The organism is Massilia sp. MS-15, from assembly GCF_020176695.1.
GTDB classification, from domain to species: domain Bacteria; phylum Pseudomonadota; class Gammaproteobacteria; order Burkholderiales; family Burkholderiaceae_D; genus Telluria; species Telluria hydrophila.
The window spans coordinates 24,888-44,261 of the sequence record NZ_JAIWIA010000002.1 but is presented as its reverse complement, the minus strand read 5'-3'; the positions used below and the strand labels follow the sequence as shown (position 1 = coordinate 44,261).

At 68.2% G+C, this 19,374-nt stretch carries 13 protein-coding genes and 1 pseudogene; 8 read left to right on the top strand and 6 right to left on the bottom strand.

Annotated elements, in window-relative coordinates:
* Window positions 1-183 precede the first annotated feature (183 nt).
* The 4 genes from LCI23_RS02015 (at window position 184) to LCI23_RS02000 (ending at window position 4,481) form a co-directional block, all read left to right on the top strand.
* A complete protein-coding gene (locus LCI23_RS02015; protein ID WP_224943150.1) occupies window positions 184-666 on the top strand; it encodes an Hsp20 family protein in 483 nt (160 codons plus the stop codon).
* A gap of 211 nt (window positions 667-877) precedes the next feature.
* Entirely contained in the window at window positions 878-2,398 is a 1,521-nt protein-coding gene (locus LCI23_RS02010) for a Do family serine endopeptidase (RefSeq protein WP_224943146.1), read from the top strand.
* Window positions 2,399-2,445: 47 nt separating this feature from the next.
* Window positions 2,446-3,108, top strand: a complete 663-nt coding sequence (locus LCI23_RS02005) for a response regulator transcription factor (RefSeq protein ID WP_224943143.1) — start codon at window positions 2,446-2,448, stop codon at window positions 3,106-3,108.
* Window positions 3,105-4,481 (top strand): ATP-binding protein, encoded by a 1,377-nt coding sequence (locus LCI23_RS02000; protein WP_224943140.1) that lies wholly within the window; start codon window positions 3,105-3,107, stop codon window positions 4,479-4,481. Before LCI23_RS02005 ends, LCI23_RS02000 begins: the two co-directional genes overlap by 4 nt.
* On the opposite strand, the gene LCI23_RS01995 is transcribed toward LCI23_RS02000, so the two are convergent.
* Window positions 4,470-6,845 (bottom strand): PAS domain-containing protein, encoded by a 2,376-nt coding sequence (locus LCI23_RS01995; protein WP_224943136.1) that lies wholly within the window; start codon window positions 6,843-6,845, stop codon window positions 4,470-4,472. The two genes, LCI23_RS02000 and LCI23_RS01995, sit on opposite strands and share 12 nt — an antisense overlap.
* A 276-nt stretch (window positions 6,846-7,121) precedes the next feature.
* Between LCI23_RS01995 and LCI23_RS01990 the strand changes: the two genes are divergently transcribed.
* On the top strand, window positions 7,122-8,249 hold the full coding sequence (locus LCI23_RS01990) for a branched-chain amino acid ABC transporter substrate-binding protein (protein ID WP_224943133.1): 1,128 nt from the start codon (window positions 7,122-7,124) through the stop codon (window positions 8,247-8,249).
* A 9-nt stretch (window positions 8,250-8,258) separates the two neighbouring features.
* The gene (locus tag LCI23_RS01985; RefSeq protein WP_224943130.1) at window positions 8,259-8,510 is read left to right on the top strand and encodes an antitoxin Xre/MbcA/ParS toxin-binding domain-containing protein; all 252 of its coding nucleotides are present in this window, start codon (window positions 8,259-8,261) and stop codon (window positions 8,508-8,510) included.
* Between the two features lie 103 nt (window positions 8,511-8,613).
* Here the strand turns inward: LCI23_RS01985 and LCI23_RS01980 are convergent, their stop codons facing one another.
* Genes LCI23_RS01980 through LCI23_RS01965 form a run of 3 tightly spaced genes read right to left on the bottom strand, consistent with a single transcriptional unit; the run spans window position 8,614 to window position 12,171 of the window.
* Window positions 8,614-8,937, bottom strand: coding sequence for a hypothetical protein (locus tag LCI23_RS01980; protein WP_224943127.1), 324 nt, complete (start codon window positions 8,935-8,937; stop codon window positions 8,614-8,616).
* Between the two features lie 32 nt (window positions 8,938-8,969).
* Entirely contained in the window at window positions 8,970-10,691 is a 1,722-nt protein-coding gene (locus LCI23_RS20555; RefSeq protein ID WP_268824692.1) for a response regulator, read from the bottom strand.
* Window positions 10,678-12,171, bottom strand: coding sequence for an ATPase domain-containing protein (locus tag LCI23_RS01965; RefSeq protein ID WP_224943122.1), 1,494 nt, complete (start codon window positions 12,169-12,171; stop codon window positions 10,678-10,680). The genes LCI23_RS20555 and LCI23_RS01965 overlap by 14 nt, the downstream gene beginning before the upstream one ends.
* 257 nt (window positions 12,172-12,428) lie before the next feature.
* On the opposite strand from LCI23_RS01965, the pseudogene LCI23_RS01960 reads away from it, so the two are divergent.
* Window positions 12,429-12,770 (top strand): annotated as a pseudogene (locus LCI23_RS01960) (IS1595 family transposase); the annotation flags it as partial.
* Between the two features lie 98 nt (window positions 12,771-12,868).
* Here LCI23_RS01960 and LCI23_RS01955 read toward each other — a convergent pair.
* Together LCI23_RS01955 and LCI23_RS01950 are read right to left on the bottom strand one after the other, a co-directional pair.
* Complete coding sequence (locus tag LCI23_RS01955) at window positions 12,869-15,106, bottom strand: PDZ domain-containing protein (protein WP_224943119.1); 2,238 nt, start codon at window positions 15,104-15,106, stop codon at window positions 12,869-12,871.
* 114 nt (window positions 15,107-15,220) lie between these two features.
* Window positions 15,221-16,003, bottom strand: a complete 783-nt coding sequence (locus LCI23_RS01950; protein WP_224943115.1) for a PhzF family phenazine biosynthesis protein — start codon at window positions 16,001-16,003, stop codon at window positions 15,221-15,223.
* Between the two features lie 99 nt (window positions 16,004-16,102).
* Between LCI23_RS01950 and LCI23_RS01945 the strand changes: the two genes are divergently transcribed.
* Window positions 16,103-19,306, top strand: coding sequence for an error-prone DNA polymerase (locus LCI23_RS01945; RefSeq protein ID WP_224943113.1), 3,204 nt, complete (start codon window positions 16,103-16,105; stop codon window positions 19,304-19,306).
* The last annotated feature ends 68 nt before the right edge of the window (window positions 19,307-19,374 follow it).

The following is a 19,374-nucleotide window of genomic DNA, read 5'->3' as shown; positions in this document are numbered from 1 at the left end:
GCGGACCGCCCTGAGCTGGAATGGCCATGAAGCCTCATATTGCAAATAAAATTTGAAATATGGCTTAAAAATCCATATTTCGTATGCCTTGAAAGTCAAACAGCATGGCACTAGATTGGAGTCACCGGATGCTCACGATGAGGTCCGGCAACAATATCGCTTAACTTGACAAGGATATCCATCATGCGTACTTTCGACCTGACTCCCCTGTACCGTTCCGCCATCGGTTTCGATCGCCTGGCCAGCCTGCTCGAGCAGCGCGGCGAGCCGAGCTACCCGCCGTACAACATCGAACTGGTGAGCGAGGATCACTACCGCATCGTGATGGCCCTGGCCGGCTTCACCCGCGATGAAGTGGAAATCGTGACCGAGCGCGACACCCTGCACGTCACCGGCCGCAAGCAGAAGGACGACGCCCAGCGCACCTACCTGCACCGCGGCATCGCCGCCCGCGACTTCGAACAGCGCTTCCAGCTGGCGAACCACGTGAAGGTCACCGGTGCCTCGTTCGACAACGGCATGCTCACCATCGAACTGGTGCGTGAAGTGCCGGAAGCCTTCAAGCCGCGCAAGATCGCCATCGCAGACGCGCACGTTGGCGACGCCAAGGACAGCATCGCCAGCACCGGCACCGTCCAGGCGCTGGAACAGCGCGAAGCCGCCTGAGGCACTGAACGCCCGAGGTAGCAGGAAGTAGTGTGAAAGAAGGGCGTCCCGCGGGGCGCCCTTTTTGATGATGGGGCTTCACCCAGGGCCGGACCTGGCCGGCGCATTGCCAGCGCATTGCCAGCTTAAGCATGTTCTAAGCCAGCTTTGGGACACTATGCTCATCGATAGATACCAACATCGGTCAACCATTTTCCATCAGGAGCACATAATGCGTAACGAAGGTGCCGTCACTGCCATCACTGCCAAACGCCTCACGCTGGCCCTGTGTGCCGCGGGCGTCATCGGCGGAGCGGTCGGTGCGCTTGCCGTCAACCACAACAACGTCGCAGCCGAAACGGCGGCAGCCGCTGCACCGGCGCCGGCCGCGGCGCCGGCACCCGCTGTCGCAGCGGCCACCCCGGCCGCCACCGTGACCCTGCCCGACTTCACCCGCATCGCCTCGCAGAACGGCAAGGCGGTGGTGAACATCCGCGTGGTCGGCGGCATGAAGACCGCGAACCGCGGCAACATGCCGCAGATCCCGCCAGGCCATCCCCTGTATGAATTCTTCCGGCAGTTCCAGGACCCGCGCTTCGGCGGCCGGGACGCGCCGGCTCCCGTTTCCGGCGCCGGATCGGGCTTTATTGTAAGCCCGGACGGCGTCATCCTGACCAATGCCCACGTGGTGCAGGGCGCCGATGAAGTCACCGTCAAGCTGCAGGACCGCCGCGAATTCCGCGCCAAGGTGCTGGGTGCCGACCCGCGCACCGACGTGGCCGTGCTGAAGATCGACGCGAAAAACCTGCCGACCGTGCCGCTCGGCCAGTCGCGTTCCCTGCTGGTGGGCGAGTGGGTGCTGGCCATTGGTTCGCCCTATGGCCTGGAAAGCACCGTCACCGCCGGCGTGGTGAGCGCCACCGGCCGCTCGCTGCAGGACGGCGTGGTGCCCTTCATCCAGACCGACGTCGCGGTCAACCCGGGCAACTCGGGCGGTCCGCTGTTCAACACGCGCGGTGAAGTGGTCGGCATCAACTCGCAGATCTACAGCCAGACCGGCGGCTACCAGGGCCTGTCGTTCGCGATCCCGATCGACGTCGCGGTCAAGATCAAGGACCAGATCATCGCCACCGGCAAGGCGCAGCACGCCAAGCTGGGCGTGAACGTGCAGGAAGTCGGCCAGGCCTTCGCCGATTCCTTCCGCCTCGATTCGCCCGAAGGCGCGCTGGTCTCGAGCGTCGAACGGGGCAGCCCGGCCGAGCGCGCCGGCCTGAAATCCGGCGACGTCATCCGCCGCGTGAACGGCAAGGCGATCGTGTCCTACGGCGATCTGTCGAGCATCATCGCGCTGTCGCGGCCGGGCGAGCGTGCCAGCCTCGACGTCTGGCGCGACGGCAAGCTGGTGCGCATCGACGCGACCCTGGGCGACGCCAACGAGAAAGCCAGGCGCGCGCCACAGGAAGAGCTGGCCCAGTCGTCCGACGGCGGCGCCAAGCTCGGACTGGCCCTGCGTCCGCTCGAGCCGATCGAGCGCCGCCAGAGCGGCATCGCCACCGGCCTGTTGATCGAGGATGCGGCCGGCGCGGCAGCGATGGCCGGCGTCGAGCCGGGCGACGTGCTCATCTCGATCAACGGCCGCCCGGTCAACTCGGTCGAGCAGGTGCGCGACGTGATGGGCAAGGCCTCCAAATCAGTGGCCTTGCTGATCCAGCGCGGGGATGCCAAAATCTTCATTCCGGTGCGGATCGGCTGAGGAGGCAAAGCGTCCGCCACCGGCACGGTGTCAACAACGAGGAATGTATGCGCCTATTGCTGGTGGAAGACGATACGATGATCGGCGAAGTGGTGCTCGACCTGCTCAGGGCCGAGCACTATGCCGTCGACTGGGTCAAGGACGGCGAGATGGCCGACACGGCCCTGCTGCAGAACCAGAACTACGACCTGGTCCTGCTCGACCTGGGCCTGCCGCGCAAGGATGGCCTGGAAGTGCTGCGCTCGATGCGCGCGCGCAAGGACCGCACCCCGGTGCTGGTCGCCACCGCGCGCGACTCGGTGGCCCAGCGCATCGCCGGCCTGGATGCCGGCGCCGACGACTACGTCCTCAAGCCCTACGATCTCGATGAACTGCTGGCGCGCATCCGCGCGCTGCTGCGCCGCGCCGCCGGGCGCGCCGAACCGGTGTTCGAGTACAAGAACATCTCGGTCAACCCGGTCACCCGCGAAGTGATGGTGGACGGCGCCAACGTGGCGCTCTCGGCGCGCGAGTGGGCGGTGCTGGAAGCCCTGGTGGCGCGGCCCGGGGCCGTGCTGTCGCGCGCCCAGCTCGAAGAAAAGCTGTACAGCTGGCGCGATGAAGTGTCCAGCAACGCGGTCGAGGTCTACATCCACGGCCTGCGCAAGAAGCTCGGCAGCGACTTGATCCAGAACGTGCGCGGCGTCGGCTACATGGTGCCCAAGGCATGAAACTGCGGCCCCGGATGACCCATTCGCTGCGCGGGCGTCTGTTGTGGTTCCTGCTGGCGGCGATCACCATGGCCGCGCTGGCGCAGGGCGCGATCGCCTACCGCACCGCGCGCGAGGACGCCGACCAGATCTTCGACTACCACATGCAGCAGATGGCGCTGTCGCTGCGCTCGAGCACTCCGCTGTCGAACACCGAGGCGCAGCAGCGGCTGGAGGCCAAGAGCGAGACCGGCGGCAACGACGACATGGTGGTGCAGATGTGGTCTCCCGACGGGGTGCAGGTATTCCACAGCGTCTCGCGCGCCAAGCTGCCGCAGCGCGCGGTGCTGGGCTTCTCCAACGTCAAGGCCAACAACACCGTGTACCGGGTGTTCTCGATCCAGGCCGAAAACCAGACCGTGCAGGTAGCCCAGGACCTGGCCGTGCGCCGCAACATGGCCGGCAACCTGGCCCTGCGTACCCTGGGACCGATCGCGGTGATGATGCCGATCCTGATGCTGGTGGTGTGGTGGATCGTGAGCGGCTCGCTGGAACCGGTGGCGCGGGTGCGCTCGCAGGTGGCCTCGCGCCAGGCCGACGACTTGTCGCCGGTGTCGGAAGCCGGCCTGCCCGACGAGGTGCGGCCGCTGGTACAGGAACTGAACCTGCTGTTCGGGCGTGTGAAGACCGCCTTCGACGCCCAGCAGACCTTCGTGGCCGACGCCGCCCACGAACTGCGCACGCCGCTGGCGGCCCTGCGCCTGCAGGCCCAGAGCCTGGAGCGCGCCGAATCGCTCGAGGCGCGCAAGCTGGCCGTGTCGCGCCTGACCGCCGGCATCGACCGCGCCACCCGCCTGGTCGAGCAGTTGCTGGTGCTGGCGCGCCAGGAAGCCGCCGCCACCGGGGCCAGCGCCCGTCCGGTCGACCTGGCCGAGCTGGCGCGCCGCACCGTGGCCGAACTGGCCGGCGTGGCGGCTGCGAAAGGCGTGGACGTCGGCATCCACCAGGCCGATGCCGCCACCGTCGAGGGGCAGCCGGACGCGCTGCACATCCTGCTGCGCAACCTGGTCGACAACGCGATCAAGTACACCCCGGCCGGCGGCACCGCCGACATCTCGGTGCGCAGCCAGGCCGGCAAGGACGGCGCCGGGGCGGGCTGCGGCGTGACCGTGACGGTCGAGGACAGTGGCCCGGGCATTCCGCCCGAGGAACGCGAGCGCGTGTTCGACCGCTTCTACCGCGTGGCCGGCAGCGAAGCGGCCGGCAGCGGGCTGGGACTGGCGATCATCAAGGCCATCGCCGAACGCCACGGCGCCACCCTGGCGCTGGGCCGCTCGGAGCGCCTGGGCGGCCTGTCGGCCACCGTCTGCTTCCCGGAAGTGTCAGTGCGCTAGCCGGGTGTCGATCAGGGCCCGCACCTTGTAGGTGAGGGCGGTGATCTCGAACGGTTTCGTGATCACCTCCATGCCTGGCGCCAGGCGGCCATTCCCGACCGCCGCCGTGTTGGCGTAGCCGGTCACGAACAGCACCTTCAAACCGGGGCGCTGCAGCCGCGCGGCATCGGCCACCTGGCGGCCGTTCAGGCCGCCGGGCAGGCCGACATCCGTCACCAGCAGATCGACCCGCGTATCGGAGTTCAGTATCTGCAGGCCGGTCGGGCCGTCCTGCGCGGTGAGCACGCGATAACCGGCTTCGCGCAGCACTTCCTCGACGATCTCGCGCAGCGCATGCTCGTCCTCGATCAGCACGATCGTCTCGCCCTGGCCCGCGCTGACCGGCAGCACGGCGGGCGCCTGTTCCGCCAGCGCGGGGCCGGCATGGCGCGGCATGTACAGGCACATGCGCGTCCCGCGCCCCGGTTCCGAATGCACCCGCACCTGGCCCCCAGACTGGCGCACGAAACCGTACACCATCGACAGTCCCAGGCCGGTGCCTTCGCCCAGGGGCTTGGTGGTGAAGAAGGGGTCGAAGATGCGCGCAACGATGTCGGGAGTCATGCCGGTGCCGGTGTCGGACACGCACAGGGAGATGTACCAGCCCGGCGGCATGTCGCCTTGCGGATCGCGCTCGTCGATCCACTCGTTGGCGGTCGCCAGCGTCAGCTTCCCGCCGCCCGGCATCATCGCGTCGCGCGCGTTGATGCACAGGTTCAGCAGCGCATTTTCGAGCTGGGGCGGATCGACCCTGGTCAGCCACAGGTCGCGCGCACCGAGCACCTCCAGCTCGATCATCGGGCCGATCGAGTGGCGCACCAGTTCCTCCATCCCGGCGATCAGCCGGTTGACGTCGACCGGCTTGGGATCGAGCGTCTGCCGGCGCGAGAAGGCCAGCAGCCGCTGCGTGAGCGAAGCGGCGCGGCGGACCGAGGATTCGCCGATCTCGATGTAGCGTTCCAGCCCGGCCAGCTGACCGCGATGCAGCTTGAGCTTGAGCACCTGCAGGCCGCCGCTGATCGAGGCAAGCAGGTTGTTGAAGTCGTGCGCCAGGCCGCCGGTGAGCTGGCCGACCGCTTCCATCTTCTGCGACTGGCGCAGGGATTGCCGGGCCTGTTCGAGCTCGGCCTCGCGCGCCTTGTTCAGGCTGAGGTCGCGCCCGATGGCGACGAAGTTCTCGCCGTCGAGCTCGGGCGTGACGGTCCACTCGATGTGCTTCCAGCCACCCTCGCAGGTGGCGATGCGGTTCTCGAAGCGGGTCGGCTGGTGCGTCTCGGCCATGCGTCCGATCGCTTCCAGCGTGGGCGGCATGTCGTCCGGATGCATGAAGCTGGCGTAGGGGCGCGACAGCAGTTCGGCCTCGCTCCAGCCCAGGACCTGGGTCCATGCGGGGCTGACGGCCGACATGGTACCTTCGAAGTTGGCGCGGGCCAGCATGTCCTGGGACAGCTTCCAGAGCTGGTCGCGCTCGGCCGTGCGCTCGGCCACCTGGCTTTCCAGGGTCTCGTTCAGTTCGCGCAGCCTGCTTTCCGCCAGCCTGCGTGCGCTCACGTCCTGGAAAATGATCGCCACCTGGCGCCGGGCGGCGGGCTCGACGCGCGAGCACGCCACCTCGAGGTAGCGGTCGGTTGCCTCGAGCGCGCGCTCGAAGCGCAGCGGCTGGCCCGTTTCCAGCACGCTGCGGAAGATCGCCACCCAGGCGTCCGCCTCGCTTTCCGTCAGCAGCGCACGGCCTGTCTTGCCGACGATGTCGGGAATCCCGGCATGGCGCAGGTAGGCCGGATTCGCTTCCAGGTGCAGGTAATCGGACAGCGGGCCGTGTGGGCCGTCGATGAACTGGACCACGCAGAACCCCTCGTCGATCGAGTCGAACAGGGTGCGGTAGCGCGCCTCGCTTTCGCTCAGTCTGTCTTCGGTCCGGCGCCGCTCGGTGACATCGATCGACACCCCGGTCATGCGCAGCGGCCGGCCATCGCTGCCGTATTCGGCTTGTCCGCGAATCGCGATCCAGCGCATGGCGCCGGCCGGCGTCACGATCCGGTACTCGATGTCGTAATCGGCGCCGGTCTTGATGCTGTGCTCGACGGCGTCGGCCATGCGCGTGCTGTCGTCCGGATGGACGGCGGCGCGCAGTTCGGGGTAGCTGAACGGGACTCCCGGATCGCGGCCGAAGTTGAGCCGGCAGGTCGCCGAGGTATGCAGCTCACCCGTCGCGAGATCCAGGCTCCAGGTGCCGAGCCGCCCGGCCTTGATCGCGAAGCGCAGCTCGCGCTCGCTCGCGGCAAGTGCCGCCTCCGACGCGGACGACTCGTGTCCAGAACGCATACTTCCCTCTTTCATTGACGTGGATTGCCAGTCGCGGGCTGCCGCAAGCCCGGCATGATTGTCGTGTGTGAGCCGACCGGCCTGGATCGGGGACCGAAGGGAAGCGGGAAAGCCGGGCTAGCTCGGTGACAAGCGCAAACCATAGCATATTTGACAGATATGAGTGTCAGTTGCGGAGGGAGAGGCGGCTGGGCGCCCGGCATCGCTCCCGCAGGCGGTAGAATGGCATATTTGCTTACCAGGGCCACAGGCCCTTACCGGATTGTAGAGGAATCGATGAAGAAGCAAGCAGTCTTGCTGGCTGGCCTGGCGGCAGCCGGCCTGGCCCCGGCCCAGGAAGTCGTGCGGATCGGCCATGCGGCCGCCGTGACCGGGCCAGTGGCCTACTTCGGCAAGGACACCGAGAACGGCGCGCGCATGGCCATCGAGGCGCTCAATGCGAAGGGCGCCAGCATCGGCGGCAGGAAGGTCCGTTTCGAGCTGGTCGCCGAGGACGACGCGGGCGAGCCGAAACAGGCCACCGCCGTGGCCCAGAAGCTGGTGGATGCGAAGATCAACGGCATGGTCGGCCACGAGACCTCGGGCACCACGATCCCGGCCTCGAAGATCTACCACGCGGCCGGCATCCCGCAGATTTCGCCCTCGTCCACCTCGCCGATGTACACGCGGCAGGGCTTCAACACCACCTTCCGCGTGGTGGCCAACGACGTGCAGCTGGGCCAGGCGCTGGGCAGCTACGCGACGAAAAACATGAAGGCCAGGCGGGTCGCCGTGGTGGACGACCGCACCGCCTATGGCCAGGGCCTGGTCACGGAGTTCGCGCGCAGCCTGCAGCGCCAGGGCGGCACGGTCGTCGCCAGGGAATTCACGAACGACAAGGCAACCGATTTTTCCGCCATCATCACGCGCATCCGCGCCAGCAAGCCGGACCTGGTGTTCTTTGGCGGCATGAGCGCGACCGCCGGTCCGATGCTGCGCCAGATGAAGCAGCTCGGCATGAACGTGCGCATGATGGGTGGCGATGGCATCTGTTCGGACGAGATCCACAAGCTCTCTGGCGGCACCATGCTGGACGGCCAGGTGGTGTGCGCCGAAGCGGGCGGGGTGCAGGGCGAGGCCCGGGCCGGCATGGAGCGCTTCCGTGCGGACTACAAGAAGCGCTTCGGGATCGAGGTGCAGATCAACGCGCCTTATGCCTACGACGCGGTAATGACCATGGCCGAGGCGATGGTGAAGGCCGGGTCGGCGCAGCCCGCGAAATACCTGCCGGTGCTGGCGAAGATCCAGTACAAGGGCGTGACCGGGCCGATCGCCTTCGATGCGCGCGGCGACATCCGCGACGGCACCATCACGCTGTACACCTTCAAGGGCGGCAGGCGCGCGATGCTGGCCGTCACCAAATAGGAAGCGGCCATGGCGAACGACGAACCACTCAGCCTTGATGCCTTCGCGGCGCTCAAGGCGCGCTTCGGCCAGCAATCGCGCAAGGTCCAGGCCTACTACACGGTGATGCACGAGGTGCGCGCCATCGTGGGTGGCGACGAGGCGGCCAGCGCCTGGATGGACGAGGCGCGCGCGGCGCTGGGCGGCATGAGCGCCGCCCAGGCGGTGGGCGCGGGACGCGAGGAAGAAGTCCTGGCCTACGTGCGCGCGCTGAAGAAGTAAGGCTTACAGCACGCCGAACAGGAGCAGGACGAGCAGGGTCAGCACCACCGACACCAGGATCGAGCCAAGGCAGCCGAGTTTGTTCGAGAAGAACAGGAACATCTCAGTCGCCCGGACCTTCGCCCGGCATGGTGTCGGCCATCAGGCGCAGCTCTTCGGGCGTGAGCTCTTCCGGCTTCTTGTTCGCGAGGCCGTCGAAGTTCTGCGTCATGTTGTCCCGCTCGGCCTTGTCCTGGTCGCGCTGCTGGCTTTCCTGTTCCTGGCCCGGCTCCTGCTCCTGCTCCTGCTCCTGCTCCTGCTGCTGTTGCTGTTGCTGTTGCGGTGTCGGCTCGGTATGCATGATGTGCTCCTGGATGGCATGGCCCTTGGGGCGATGCGTCCAGTGTGGCATAGAGTCGTTTTCGGCGGCGTCCAGCTCGATGCGCATGGGCGATCGACATGGCCAGGTTTCCCGGCAGGCTACAGCGCCGCCCGCGGCCCGCCGCGCCCGAGCGCGCGCTCGACGCTGCGCGCCAGTTCGGCCAGCTGGAAGGGCTTGCGCAGCAGGATGTCCTCGCCCAGCACCGCGTCGATCGCCTGCATGTCGGCGTAGCCGGTGGCGATGATCATCGGTATCCCGGGGAAGACGGCACGGGCGCGCTGCATCAGCTCGGCGCCAGTGATGCCGGGCATCAGGTAGTCGGTGATGATCAGGTCCGGACGCGCGTGGCGCAGTTCGCGCAGCGCGGCTTCGCCGTCCGCGGCCTGGATCACCGCGTGTCCGAAGGCTTCGAGCGACAGCACGATCGACTCGCGCACGAAGTTGTCGTCTTCGACCACCAGGATGCGCGAGCCGGGCCGCGTGTCCGCGGCCGCGGCCGGCACCGGAAGCGGCGCGAGGACCTCGCCGCCGTCCCAGGCGCGCAGCCAGATCTCGACCGTGGTGCCGTCCCCCGGCTGGCTCAGGATACGCGCCGCGCCGCCCGACTGCTGGGCCATGCCGTAGACCTGGCTCAGGCCCAGGCCGGTACCCTTGCCGACTTCCTTGGTGGTAAAGAAGGGCTCGAACACCTTGGCCACCAGTTCGGGTGGCATGCCCGGACCGTCGTCGGACACCGCGATGCGCACATAATCAGCCGCGGGCAGCAGGCCGTCCGGCGGGCAGGCATTCGCGGCCTGGAACAGCAGCCGGCCGCCGTCCTCCATGGCGTCGCGCGCATTGATGGCCAGGTTCAGCAGCGCCATCTCCATCTGGTTGGCGTCCGCGAACACCTGCGCGCAGCCTGGCGCGACCTCGAAGCGCAGGGCGATGCGCGAGCCGAGCGAGGCCGCGATCAGCTCGCGCACGCCGTCGAACAGTTCCTGCACCGGGGCCGGATGCAGGTCCAGGTTCTGCTTGCGTGCAAAGGCCAGCAGCTGGCTGGTGAGCTTGCCGCCTCGCTGGCAGGCGCGCAGTGCGATCTCGGCGCGCGCGCGCGCCGTTTCGTCTTTTGACAGCAGCAGGATCAGGTCCATGCTGCCCTGGACCACGTTGAGCAGGTTGTTGAAGTCGTGCGCGATGCCGCCGGTCAGGCGTCCGACCGCTTCCATCTTCTGGAACTGGACCATCGCCTGCTGCACCCGCTCGCGCTCGATCATTTCGTTCATCAGGCGGTCCTTGGCCTCGGCCAGCGCCCGCGTGCGTTCCTCGATGCGCGATTCCAGGGTCTCGTTGAGCGTGAGCAGGGCCTGCTGGCTCTGCTGCAGGTGGGCCGCCGTGCGCTCGCTCTCGGCCAGCAGGTCGCGCGCCTGGTACTGGCGGCGCCGCGCGCGCAGGGCCGAACTGGCCGCGCTGCGCAAGGTCTGCACGTTCAGCGGACGCTCGAGCAGGATGATGTTGCCCAGTTCTTCGAGCCGGGCGCGCGCGCCGGCCGCGGCCGGGCCGGTGGCCTTGCCGAGCAGGATCACGAAGGGGAAATCAGACCACGGCTCCTGCGCCGCCAGCCAGGCCAGCAGCGGCGCCAGGTCGGCCCCGTGCAGCGCCTCCTCGGCCACGATGGCCATGCCGGCGCCTTTTGCGATGGCGGTGGCCATGGCGGGAAAATCCGGGACCGTGGCGCAGGCCGCGCCGTCCCGGACCAGCATGTCGCCCATGACCTCGGCGTCGCGCCCGCGCGGCGCGAGCAGCACGATGCGTTCGTCGTGCGGGCTAGCGCTCGCCATGGGCCGGCAGGTCCGACATCATCGGCGTCAGGCCGCGGTAGCTCGGCAGGCCGGTAAGCACGCCGTCGAAGCCTTCCAGCGGCGCGCCGACACGGATGCCCTCGGCGCCCAGCTGCAATTCGTGGATGGTGAGCGCATGCTCGGCGCTGCGGCTCTTGATGACGGTGACGGCGCGCCGCAGGCGGCCGTTCGATTCGAAGAAACGCATCAGGACCGTGCTGTCGCTCAGGTAGCTCAGGTCGACGTCGGACTTCACCTCGCCGACCATGCCGTGCTGGCCCAGCACCAGCACCGTGGTGACGCCCTGCTGGTTCAGGTAGGACAGCAGCTCGTGCATCTGCAGGATCAGGTACTGCTCGCCGGGCATCGCCTGCAGGTAGGCATTCAGGCTGTCGATCACGATGAAGCTCACGCCGGAGCGCTCGACCGCGTCGCGCAGCATCTGCGCGAACTCGCCCGGCGACAGCTCGGCCGGATCGATGTGGTGGATGCGCAGCTTGCCCTGGTCGAGGAAGGGCTGCAGCTGCATGCCCATCGCCTCGTTACGCGCGAAGAAGGTGCCCAGGCCCTCGTCGAACAGGTAGAAGGACGCGGCTTCGCCGCGTTCCAGCGCGCTCAGCAGGCAGCGCGTGGAGAGCGTGGTCTTGCCGATGCCGGATGGGCCGACGATCAGGGTATTGGTGCCCTGCACCAGGCCGCCGCCGAGCAGGGCGTCGATGCCTGCGGAGCCGGTCGAGCGTACCGTGGGCACGAAAGTGCGCAGGTGCTCGGCCGCCACCAGGCGCGGATACATGGTGATGCCGCCGGTGTCGAGCGTGTAGTCGTGGTAGCCGCCGCGAAAGCGGATGCCGCGCATCTTGACGATGTTCACGCGCCGGCGCTCCTTGCCGAATTCCTTGGCGATCTGCTCCAGGCTGATCACGCCGTGCGCGATGCTGTGCAGGTGCTGGTCGGACTGGCTGGTCTTGTCGTCGAGGAGCAGGACGGTGCAGGAACGCGAGGCGAAGAACTGCTTGAGGGCGAGGATCTGGCGCCGGTAGCGCAGCGGGTTCTGGGCCAGCAGGCGCAGCTCCGACAGGCTGTCGAACACCACCCGCACCGGACGCACGGCGTCGACCTGGTCCATCACGTTGCGGGTGGTCTCGCCCAGTTCCACTTCGGAGGGGTGGAACACCGACTGCTGCGCATCGGGATCGAGGTCGGCGTCGCCTGCCAGTTCATAGACCGAGAGCGGGGCGATGTCCCAGCCATGGCTGGCCGCCACCGCCGCCAGTTCGTCGGCGGTCTCGGACAGCGTGATGTACAGCCCGCTTTCCCGGTTGGCCACCCCGTCGAGCAGGAACTGCAGGCCGAGCGTGGTCTTGCCGGCACCGGGCGAGCCCTCCACCAGGTAGATCCGCTGCGGCGTCAGGCCACCGCCCAGGATGTCGTCGAGGCCGGCGATGCCGGTGGAAATACGGTCTTGTACGGCACTGTTCATCGTGCACCTGCGCTTGCCGCGCGCTCGCGGCATGTGAATGAAGGCCCTGCGTACCGCCAAGGAACGTGCAGGGCATTATATACACAAGCAAATGCGCCAATTCCACACTGTTACATGACCGCGCAGGCCGTGTCATGAACAGGGCCCCTGGCGGGGCCCTGCATGCTGTGCCGCGATGCCGGCGCGGATCAGAACCGGTGCGCCAGGCGCGCGAACCAGGCCGCGCCGTCCGGTGCCAGCACCATGCTGTAGCGAGCGCGCGCAAGCTGGACAGGCCGGCACGCAAGCGCGGTGGCCGGGCGCACCAGCGCGGGATTTCAAGCGAGCTCGACTGCATTCTGGTGGCGCGCGACCGTAGTGGACAGGCAATCGATGCGGTCGTAGGCCGCGGATCCTTAAACGCCCGGGCTGCCGGCGCCATCCACGTCCAGAACGTCAACGCCTATCACGCGCGCCTGCGGCAGTGGCTCAGCCACTTTCGCGGCGTGGCCTCACGCTAGCTGCCCAGCTACCTGGACTGGCGCTGGGCGCTCGATGGCGAACGCATCACGACTGCCGAACACTGGCTGCGTATCGCGATCGGAGCCATCAACAGGTAACGGAGACAGCGCCCATGAAAAAACGCGGCGCCGGCAGGAGCCGGGGCCGCGTTTGTCGCTAGCGGCGCAGGCGCGCCGCCGGACTGCGGATCAGGTGTTCAGGGCTTCCTGGCCGCCGCCGCATCTTCCTTGGGCCAGGCCACGCCCAGCCAGGCGGCGTTCATCGCCTGCTGCGCGGCGCTGGTCTTGTCCAGGGCCTTGACCTTGGCCTTGCCCTTCGGGCGCTGCTGCGGCGCGACCTGCATTTCCACCAGTTCGTCGCGGCGGAACAGGTGCAGCTTGAACGGGCCGGTTTTCGAGAGCGACATCCTGTCGCCGATGTCCTTGGCCGACACCCGCAGGCCGTTTACCGCCAGCAGCGTATCGCCGGCCACCACGCCCGCCTTCCAGGCCGGGCTGTCACGCTCGACGACGGTCACCACGGCCGGGTCGCTGCCGTCGCGCAGGGTCCAGCCGGCCCACCATTCGGTCTTCTGCTCGGCGTCCTTCGGCACGTCGATCACCTTCTGCAGGCCGGCGCCGGCCAGCAGGCTGTCGAACGGGATCTCGGCGGTGCCGTCCACGTACTGGGCCCACCAGCCGCTCCAGTCCTGGCCGCTCACGCTGCGCAGCGCCGCCAGCACGGCCGGCACGTCATAGCCGCCCCGGGCGGTGGAGTGCTTTTCGAACAGGATGCGGTGCATGTCTTCCAGGCCGCGCTTGCCGCCGGTCTGGCGGCGCAGCTCGAGGTCCATCATCAGCGCCAGCACCTGGCCCTTGGAATAGATATTCACCGAGGCGTTGCGGGCACGCTCGCCGCCGACCGCGATCCATTCGTCGAAGCTGGCATCGGCCGCGCTTTGCTGGAAGCGGCCCGGCTGGTGCTGGTAGTCGTCGATCAGCTTGGCGTACTCCTCGTAGAACTCGTCGCGCTTGACCAGGCCGGCGCGCAGCACGATCAGTTCCTCGAAATAGGAGGTGTGGCCCTCGGCGATCCACAGCAGGCGGTTGTAGTTCTCGTTCTGGTAGTCGTAGGGCACCATCTCCTTCGGACGGTAGGCCTTGACGTTCCAGGTATGGTAGAACTCGTGCGCGGCCACGCGCAGGAAGCCCTGGTAGGCCTTGCGCGGCGCGAAGGTCCAGCGCGGCTTCTGGATCACGGTGGAATTCGCGTGCTCGGTGGCGCCGCCGGCGCCATCGGTGGCGTGGACGATGAACAGGTAGCGCTGGAACGGATACTTGCCGTTGTAGAGTTTCGCGGTCTCGGCCACGATCTTCTTCAGGTCGCTCATCATCTGCTGGCCGTTGTGGTTGCCGCGTCCCCAGATCGCCAGTTCGATGGTGCGGCCATCGACCTTGTCGGTGTAGAACTCATGCAGGCCGGTCTCGATCGGCGCGTCGATCAGCACGTCGTAGTCGGCCGCGACGAAGCAGTGCTCGCAGTTGCCGGAATCCATGCCCGAGCGCGACTTCCAGCCCTGCGGCACCTCCAGCTTCACATTCACCTTCTCCTTGCGGAACGGCGCGGCATACACGAACACGCCGCTGGCATCGAGGTAGGCATGGGTGTCGTCGATGTGGCGGGTGCGCTCGCCCAGGGTATTGGCATACAGCTCGTACTGCACGGTGACCGCATCGCCCGGCTTGGTCCTGACCTGCCAGGTGCCCTTGTCGCTCTTGGCGACCGGCAGCGCCTGGCCCTTGGCGTCGAAGGCCTTGAACAGGCGCACGCCGTTGGCGAGATTCAGCATGTTGTAGCGGCCGGTGCGCCAGTTCGGCATTTGCACATCCAGCGTCGTGCCTTGCGTGGCCGGGAAGGTGGCGCGCACCTCGGCCAGGTGCTGGGCGGCGTCCGTGATCTTCAGCTGGTAGTCGACGTCGGCGCGCGCGCAAGAAGCGGCGCCGAGCAGCAGCACGGAGAGAAGCGAGGGGAGGGCGTAGGAGAAGAGTTGTGGTTTCATGTCCGCGAAATGGATGGGCTCCGGTGGAGCGTGCGCGGAAGTGTATACCAGCTCGCGCGCGGCGGACAGCGTGCGCGATGGCGTCAATACGGGTGGCCCATGCACGAAAAAAAACCGCGCCTGGCATGGCGCGGTCCGGTTGCCGAGCAGGACCTGGGCGATCAGGCCGGTGGCGATGGCGGCCAGCACGTCGTCGTTGCCGGCGCGGACCCAGTGGTGCCCGCGCGAGGGGCGCGCCCAGGTGGCATGCGCGCCAGTCGCTGGCGACGTAGCGGCTGTCGCGGTACTGGCGTTGTCATGGCGGCGCCGGTCCTGTCCATGGGCGAAGCCGCTGCGCCGGGCGTAGGCGCTGCCGCTGGTGGCCATGATCACGGCAATCAGTGCCGATGCAAACAAGGCCGATTTGATGTCGTTCTCCTGGTGAGGCGGTGTGCTTTCGCGATGGGTTCATTACACCGCGAACCTGGCCGGACAGGTGAAGCGCAGCGCCAAGCGTTGCAGGCAAACGGTTCAGGACTGCCGGGCGCCGGCATCGGCTTCGACGCGCCCGCCGACCAGGACGGCGCCAGGCGTCACGCGCGTGGAGATCAGGCAGGAGCGGCCGCTGGCGCGTCCCTGCAGCAGCGTGATGCCGTGCCCGAGCAGGACAGTGAGGGCGCCCGCGGCCACGCCGGTGGCGCTGTCTTCCAGCGCCGGGTCGAGGTGGTTGAAATTGCGGCCTTCGAAGCGGCCGTCGGGCCGCCGGCACCAGGCGTAGATGCCGTTGATGCCGGCCTGCGCGCCCCAGGCATGGAGGGCGGCGAGCGCCACGTGGTCCGGATCCAGGCCGTGCAGGGCCGCCGCATCGGCCACTTCCACCAGCAGCTTCGGACTACCGACCGAGGCGGCGCAGGGCGCCGATACGGGCGCGATCCCCATTGCCGCCAGCAGTCCGGGCACCGGCGCCGGCTGGGCCGCGGCCTGCGCCTGCAGCCGCACGTAGCACGCATCGCCGTCGCGCAGCAGTTCCAGGCGCTGGCCGCGCAGCGCGGTGCTGACCGCCAGCACCGGCGCCTCCGGCTGGCGCGCGAACAGCACATGGGCCACGGCCAGCGTCGCGTGCAGGCAGAGCGGGCTGCGCGCATGCGGGTAGTGGAAATCGACGATCCCCGCATCGAGAAAGACGCAGGTGGTGTTGCGGGCCCTGGCGAAGGCGGCGCGCGCGGGGGCGTCGGGCGCGCCACCCTCGATCACGAGGGCGGGGTTGCCGCTGCCCGGCGTGGCGCCGAAGCAGTGCAGGGCATGGATCTGCATGCGAATTCCTTGTCGAAGGGCCTGTCTCGGATATACTGTGTTTTTATACAGTATTGCTGGTTTGCCCAGCATTGTAGCCTTTCCGATCCCAGTCTGCCGATGACCGCGCCACTCCCGCATGTTCCGCCACCGCAGCCAGCGCAGCCACAGGCCCTGCCTCCCTATGCGGAGCTGTTCTGCCTGTCGAACTTCTCCTTCCTGGAAGGAGCCTCGCATCCGGAGGAGCTGGTGGCACGCGCGGTGCAGCTGGATTATTTTGCGCTGGCGCTCACCGACGAATGCTCGCTGGCCGGGGTGGTGCGCGCCCATGCGGAAGCGAAGAAGGCCGGCCTGCCGCTGGTGATCGGCGCCCATTTTCACCTGAAACATGCGGACGGCAGCCCGGCGCTGTCGCTGGTCCTGCTGGCCCAGAACCGCAACGGCTACGGCAACCTGGCGGAGTTCATCACCCTGGGCCGCACCCGCAGCGAGAAGGGCAGCTACTTCCTCACCCCTGACGACCTGGCCCGTCCCGCACCAGGCCACGCCCACCTGCGCCACCTGCCGGACTGCCTGGCGATCCTGCTGCCGTCCTATCCCGGCCACGAGGCGGCGGACGTGGACCGCTTGCACGCGCAGGCCGCCTGGATGGCGACCACCTTCCCGGGCCGCGCCTGGCTCGGCCTGTGCCTGCTGCACCGCGCCTTCGACGAGCCGCACCGCGAGACGGTGGAGGAGGTGGGCTGGCAGCACGGCCTGCCGATCACGGCCCTGGGCCACGTGGTGATGCACGTGCGCTCGCGTAAACCCTTGCAGGACACGCTCACCGCCACCCGCCTGAAAAAGCCGGTCGCCGACTGCGGCTACGGCCTGGCCCAGAACGCCGAGCAGCACCTGCGCTCGCGCCTGCGCCTGGCCAACATCTACGGCCGCGAGGCGCTGGCCGAGACGCTGCGCATCGCGCGCCTGTGCAGCTTCTCGCTGGACGAACTGCGCTACGAGTATCCGGACGAAGTGGTGCCGCCCGGGCACGACGCCAGCAGCTACCTGCGCCAGGAAACCTGGATCGGCGCCCACCGGCGCTTCCGCGAGGGCATTCCTGCCAAGGTGCAGGCCCAGATCGAGCACGAGCTGGGGCTGATCGCCGAGATGAAGTACGAGCACTACTTCCTCACCGTGTACGACATCGTGCGCCATGCCCGGTCGCAGCAGATCCTGTGCCAGGGACGCGGCTCGGCCGCCAATTCGGCGGTCTGCTACTGCCTCGGCATCACCGAGGTCGATCCGGCCCGCGCCAGCCTGCTGTTCGAGCGCTTCATCTCGAAGGAGCGCAACGAGCCGCCCGACATCGACGTCGACTTCGAGCACCAGCGCCGCGAGGAGGTCATCCAGTACATCTATGCGAAATACGGGCGCGAGCGGGCGGCGCTGGCGGCGGTGGTGATCAGCTACCGCCCCAAGAGCGCGCTGCGCGACAGCGGGCGCGCGCTCGGCATCGACCTGGCCATCGTCGAGAAGGTGGCCCGCACCCACCACTGGTTCGACAGCCGCGCCGACCTGCTAGGGCGCCTGGCCGAGGCCGGCCTGGACCCGGCATCGCGCCTGGCGCAGCAGTGGGCCACGCTTGCCGACAAGCTGCTGAACTTCCCGCGCCACCTGTCGCAACACCCGGGCGGCTTCGTCATCGCGCGCGGCAAGCTGTCGCGCCTGGTGCCGATCGAGAACGCCAGCATGCTAGACCGCAGCGTGATCCAGTGGGACAAGAACGACCTGGAAGAACTCGGCCTCATGAAAGTGGACGTGCTGGCGCTGGGCATGCTGTCGATGCTGCGGCGCGGACTGGAACTGGTGGGCCAGCGCCACGACACGGTGTTCGAGATGCAGGACATCCCGGCCGACGATGCCGCCACCTACGACATGATCTGCGCCGCCGATACCGTGGGGGTGTTCCAGATCGAGTCGCGCGCGCAGATGAGCATGCTGCCGCGCATGCGCCCGCGCCGCTTCTACGACCTGGTGATCGAGGTGGCGGTGGTGCGTCCCGGCCCGATCCAGGGTGGCATGGTGCATCCTTATCTGCGGCGCAGGCAGAAGCTGGAACCGGTGGAGTATCCGAGCCCTGAAATGAAAGTGGCCCTGGAGCGCACGCTGGGCGTGCCGATCTTCCAGGAGCAGGTGATGCAGGTGGCGATCCTGGGCGCCGGCTTCACGCCGGGCGAAGCCGACCAGCTGCGCCGCGCGATGGCGGCCTGGAAGCGCAAGGGCGGACTGGAACAGTACTACGACCGCATCGTGCAGGGCATGCTGGCGCGCGGCTACACCCTGGCGTTCGCGGAAGCGATCTTCAGCCAGATCCAGGGCTTCGGCGAATACGGCTTTCCCGAGTCGCACGCGGCCAGCTTCGCGCTGCTGGCCTATGCCAGCTCCTGGCTCAAGTGCCACGAGCCGGCGGCTTTCCTGTGCGCGCTGCTCAATAGCCAGCCGATGGGCTTCTACAGCCCGTCGCAACTGGTGCAGGATGCGCGCCGCCATGGCATCGAGGTACGTGCTTGCGACGTCGCCATCAGTGGCTGGGATGCGGCGCTGGAAGAAGTCGATCCGGTGGACCGGACGCGCCAGCCCGCGGTGCGCCTGGGCTTCTCGCTGCTGCGCGGGATGAAGCAGGAGGCCGCCCTGCGCATCGAGATGGCGCGCGCGGCGCGGCCCTTCGACAGCGTGGCCGACCTGGCGCGCCGCGCGGACCTGGACCGCAGCGACCTGCAGGTGCTGGCCGCCGCCGACGCGCTGCGCTCGCTGGCCGGGCACCGGCGCGAGGCGCTGTGGCAGGCGGTGGGGGCGGTGCCCGAGCGCGACCTGCTGCGCCCGACCACGCCGCGCGAAGAAGCGCCGCGGCTGGACGCGCCCTCCGAGGCCGAGCAGATCGTGGGCGACTACCGGGCCCAGGGCCTCACCCTCGGCCGCCATCCGCTGGCCCTGCTGCGCGCAGGCCTGCTGGCCAGGCGCTTCATGCCGGCCTCCACGCTGGCCGATTACGCCGATGGCCAGCTGGCGCGCGCGTGCGGCCTGGTGACGGTGCGCCAGCGTCCCGGCACCGCCAAGGGCGTGCTGTTCATGACGCTGGAAGACGAGACCGGGAACGTCAACGTGATCGTCTGGCCGACCCTGGTGGAGCAGCAGCGGCGCGAAGTGCTGCACGCGCCCCTGCTCGGGGTGTACGGCGTCTGGCAGCGCCAGGGCGAAGTGCGCCACCTGGTGGCCAAGCGGCTGGTCGACATGTCGCACCTGCTCGGATGGCTGCGCGCGCCGAGCCGCGATTTCTGCTGAGCGGTGCCCGCCGCGCGCACCGGATACTGTTATCATTTACTACATTCCTTGCCGCCGGTCCGGATCGT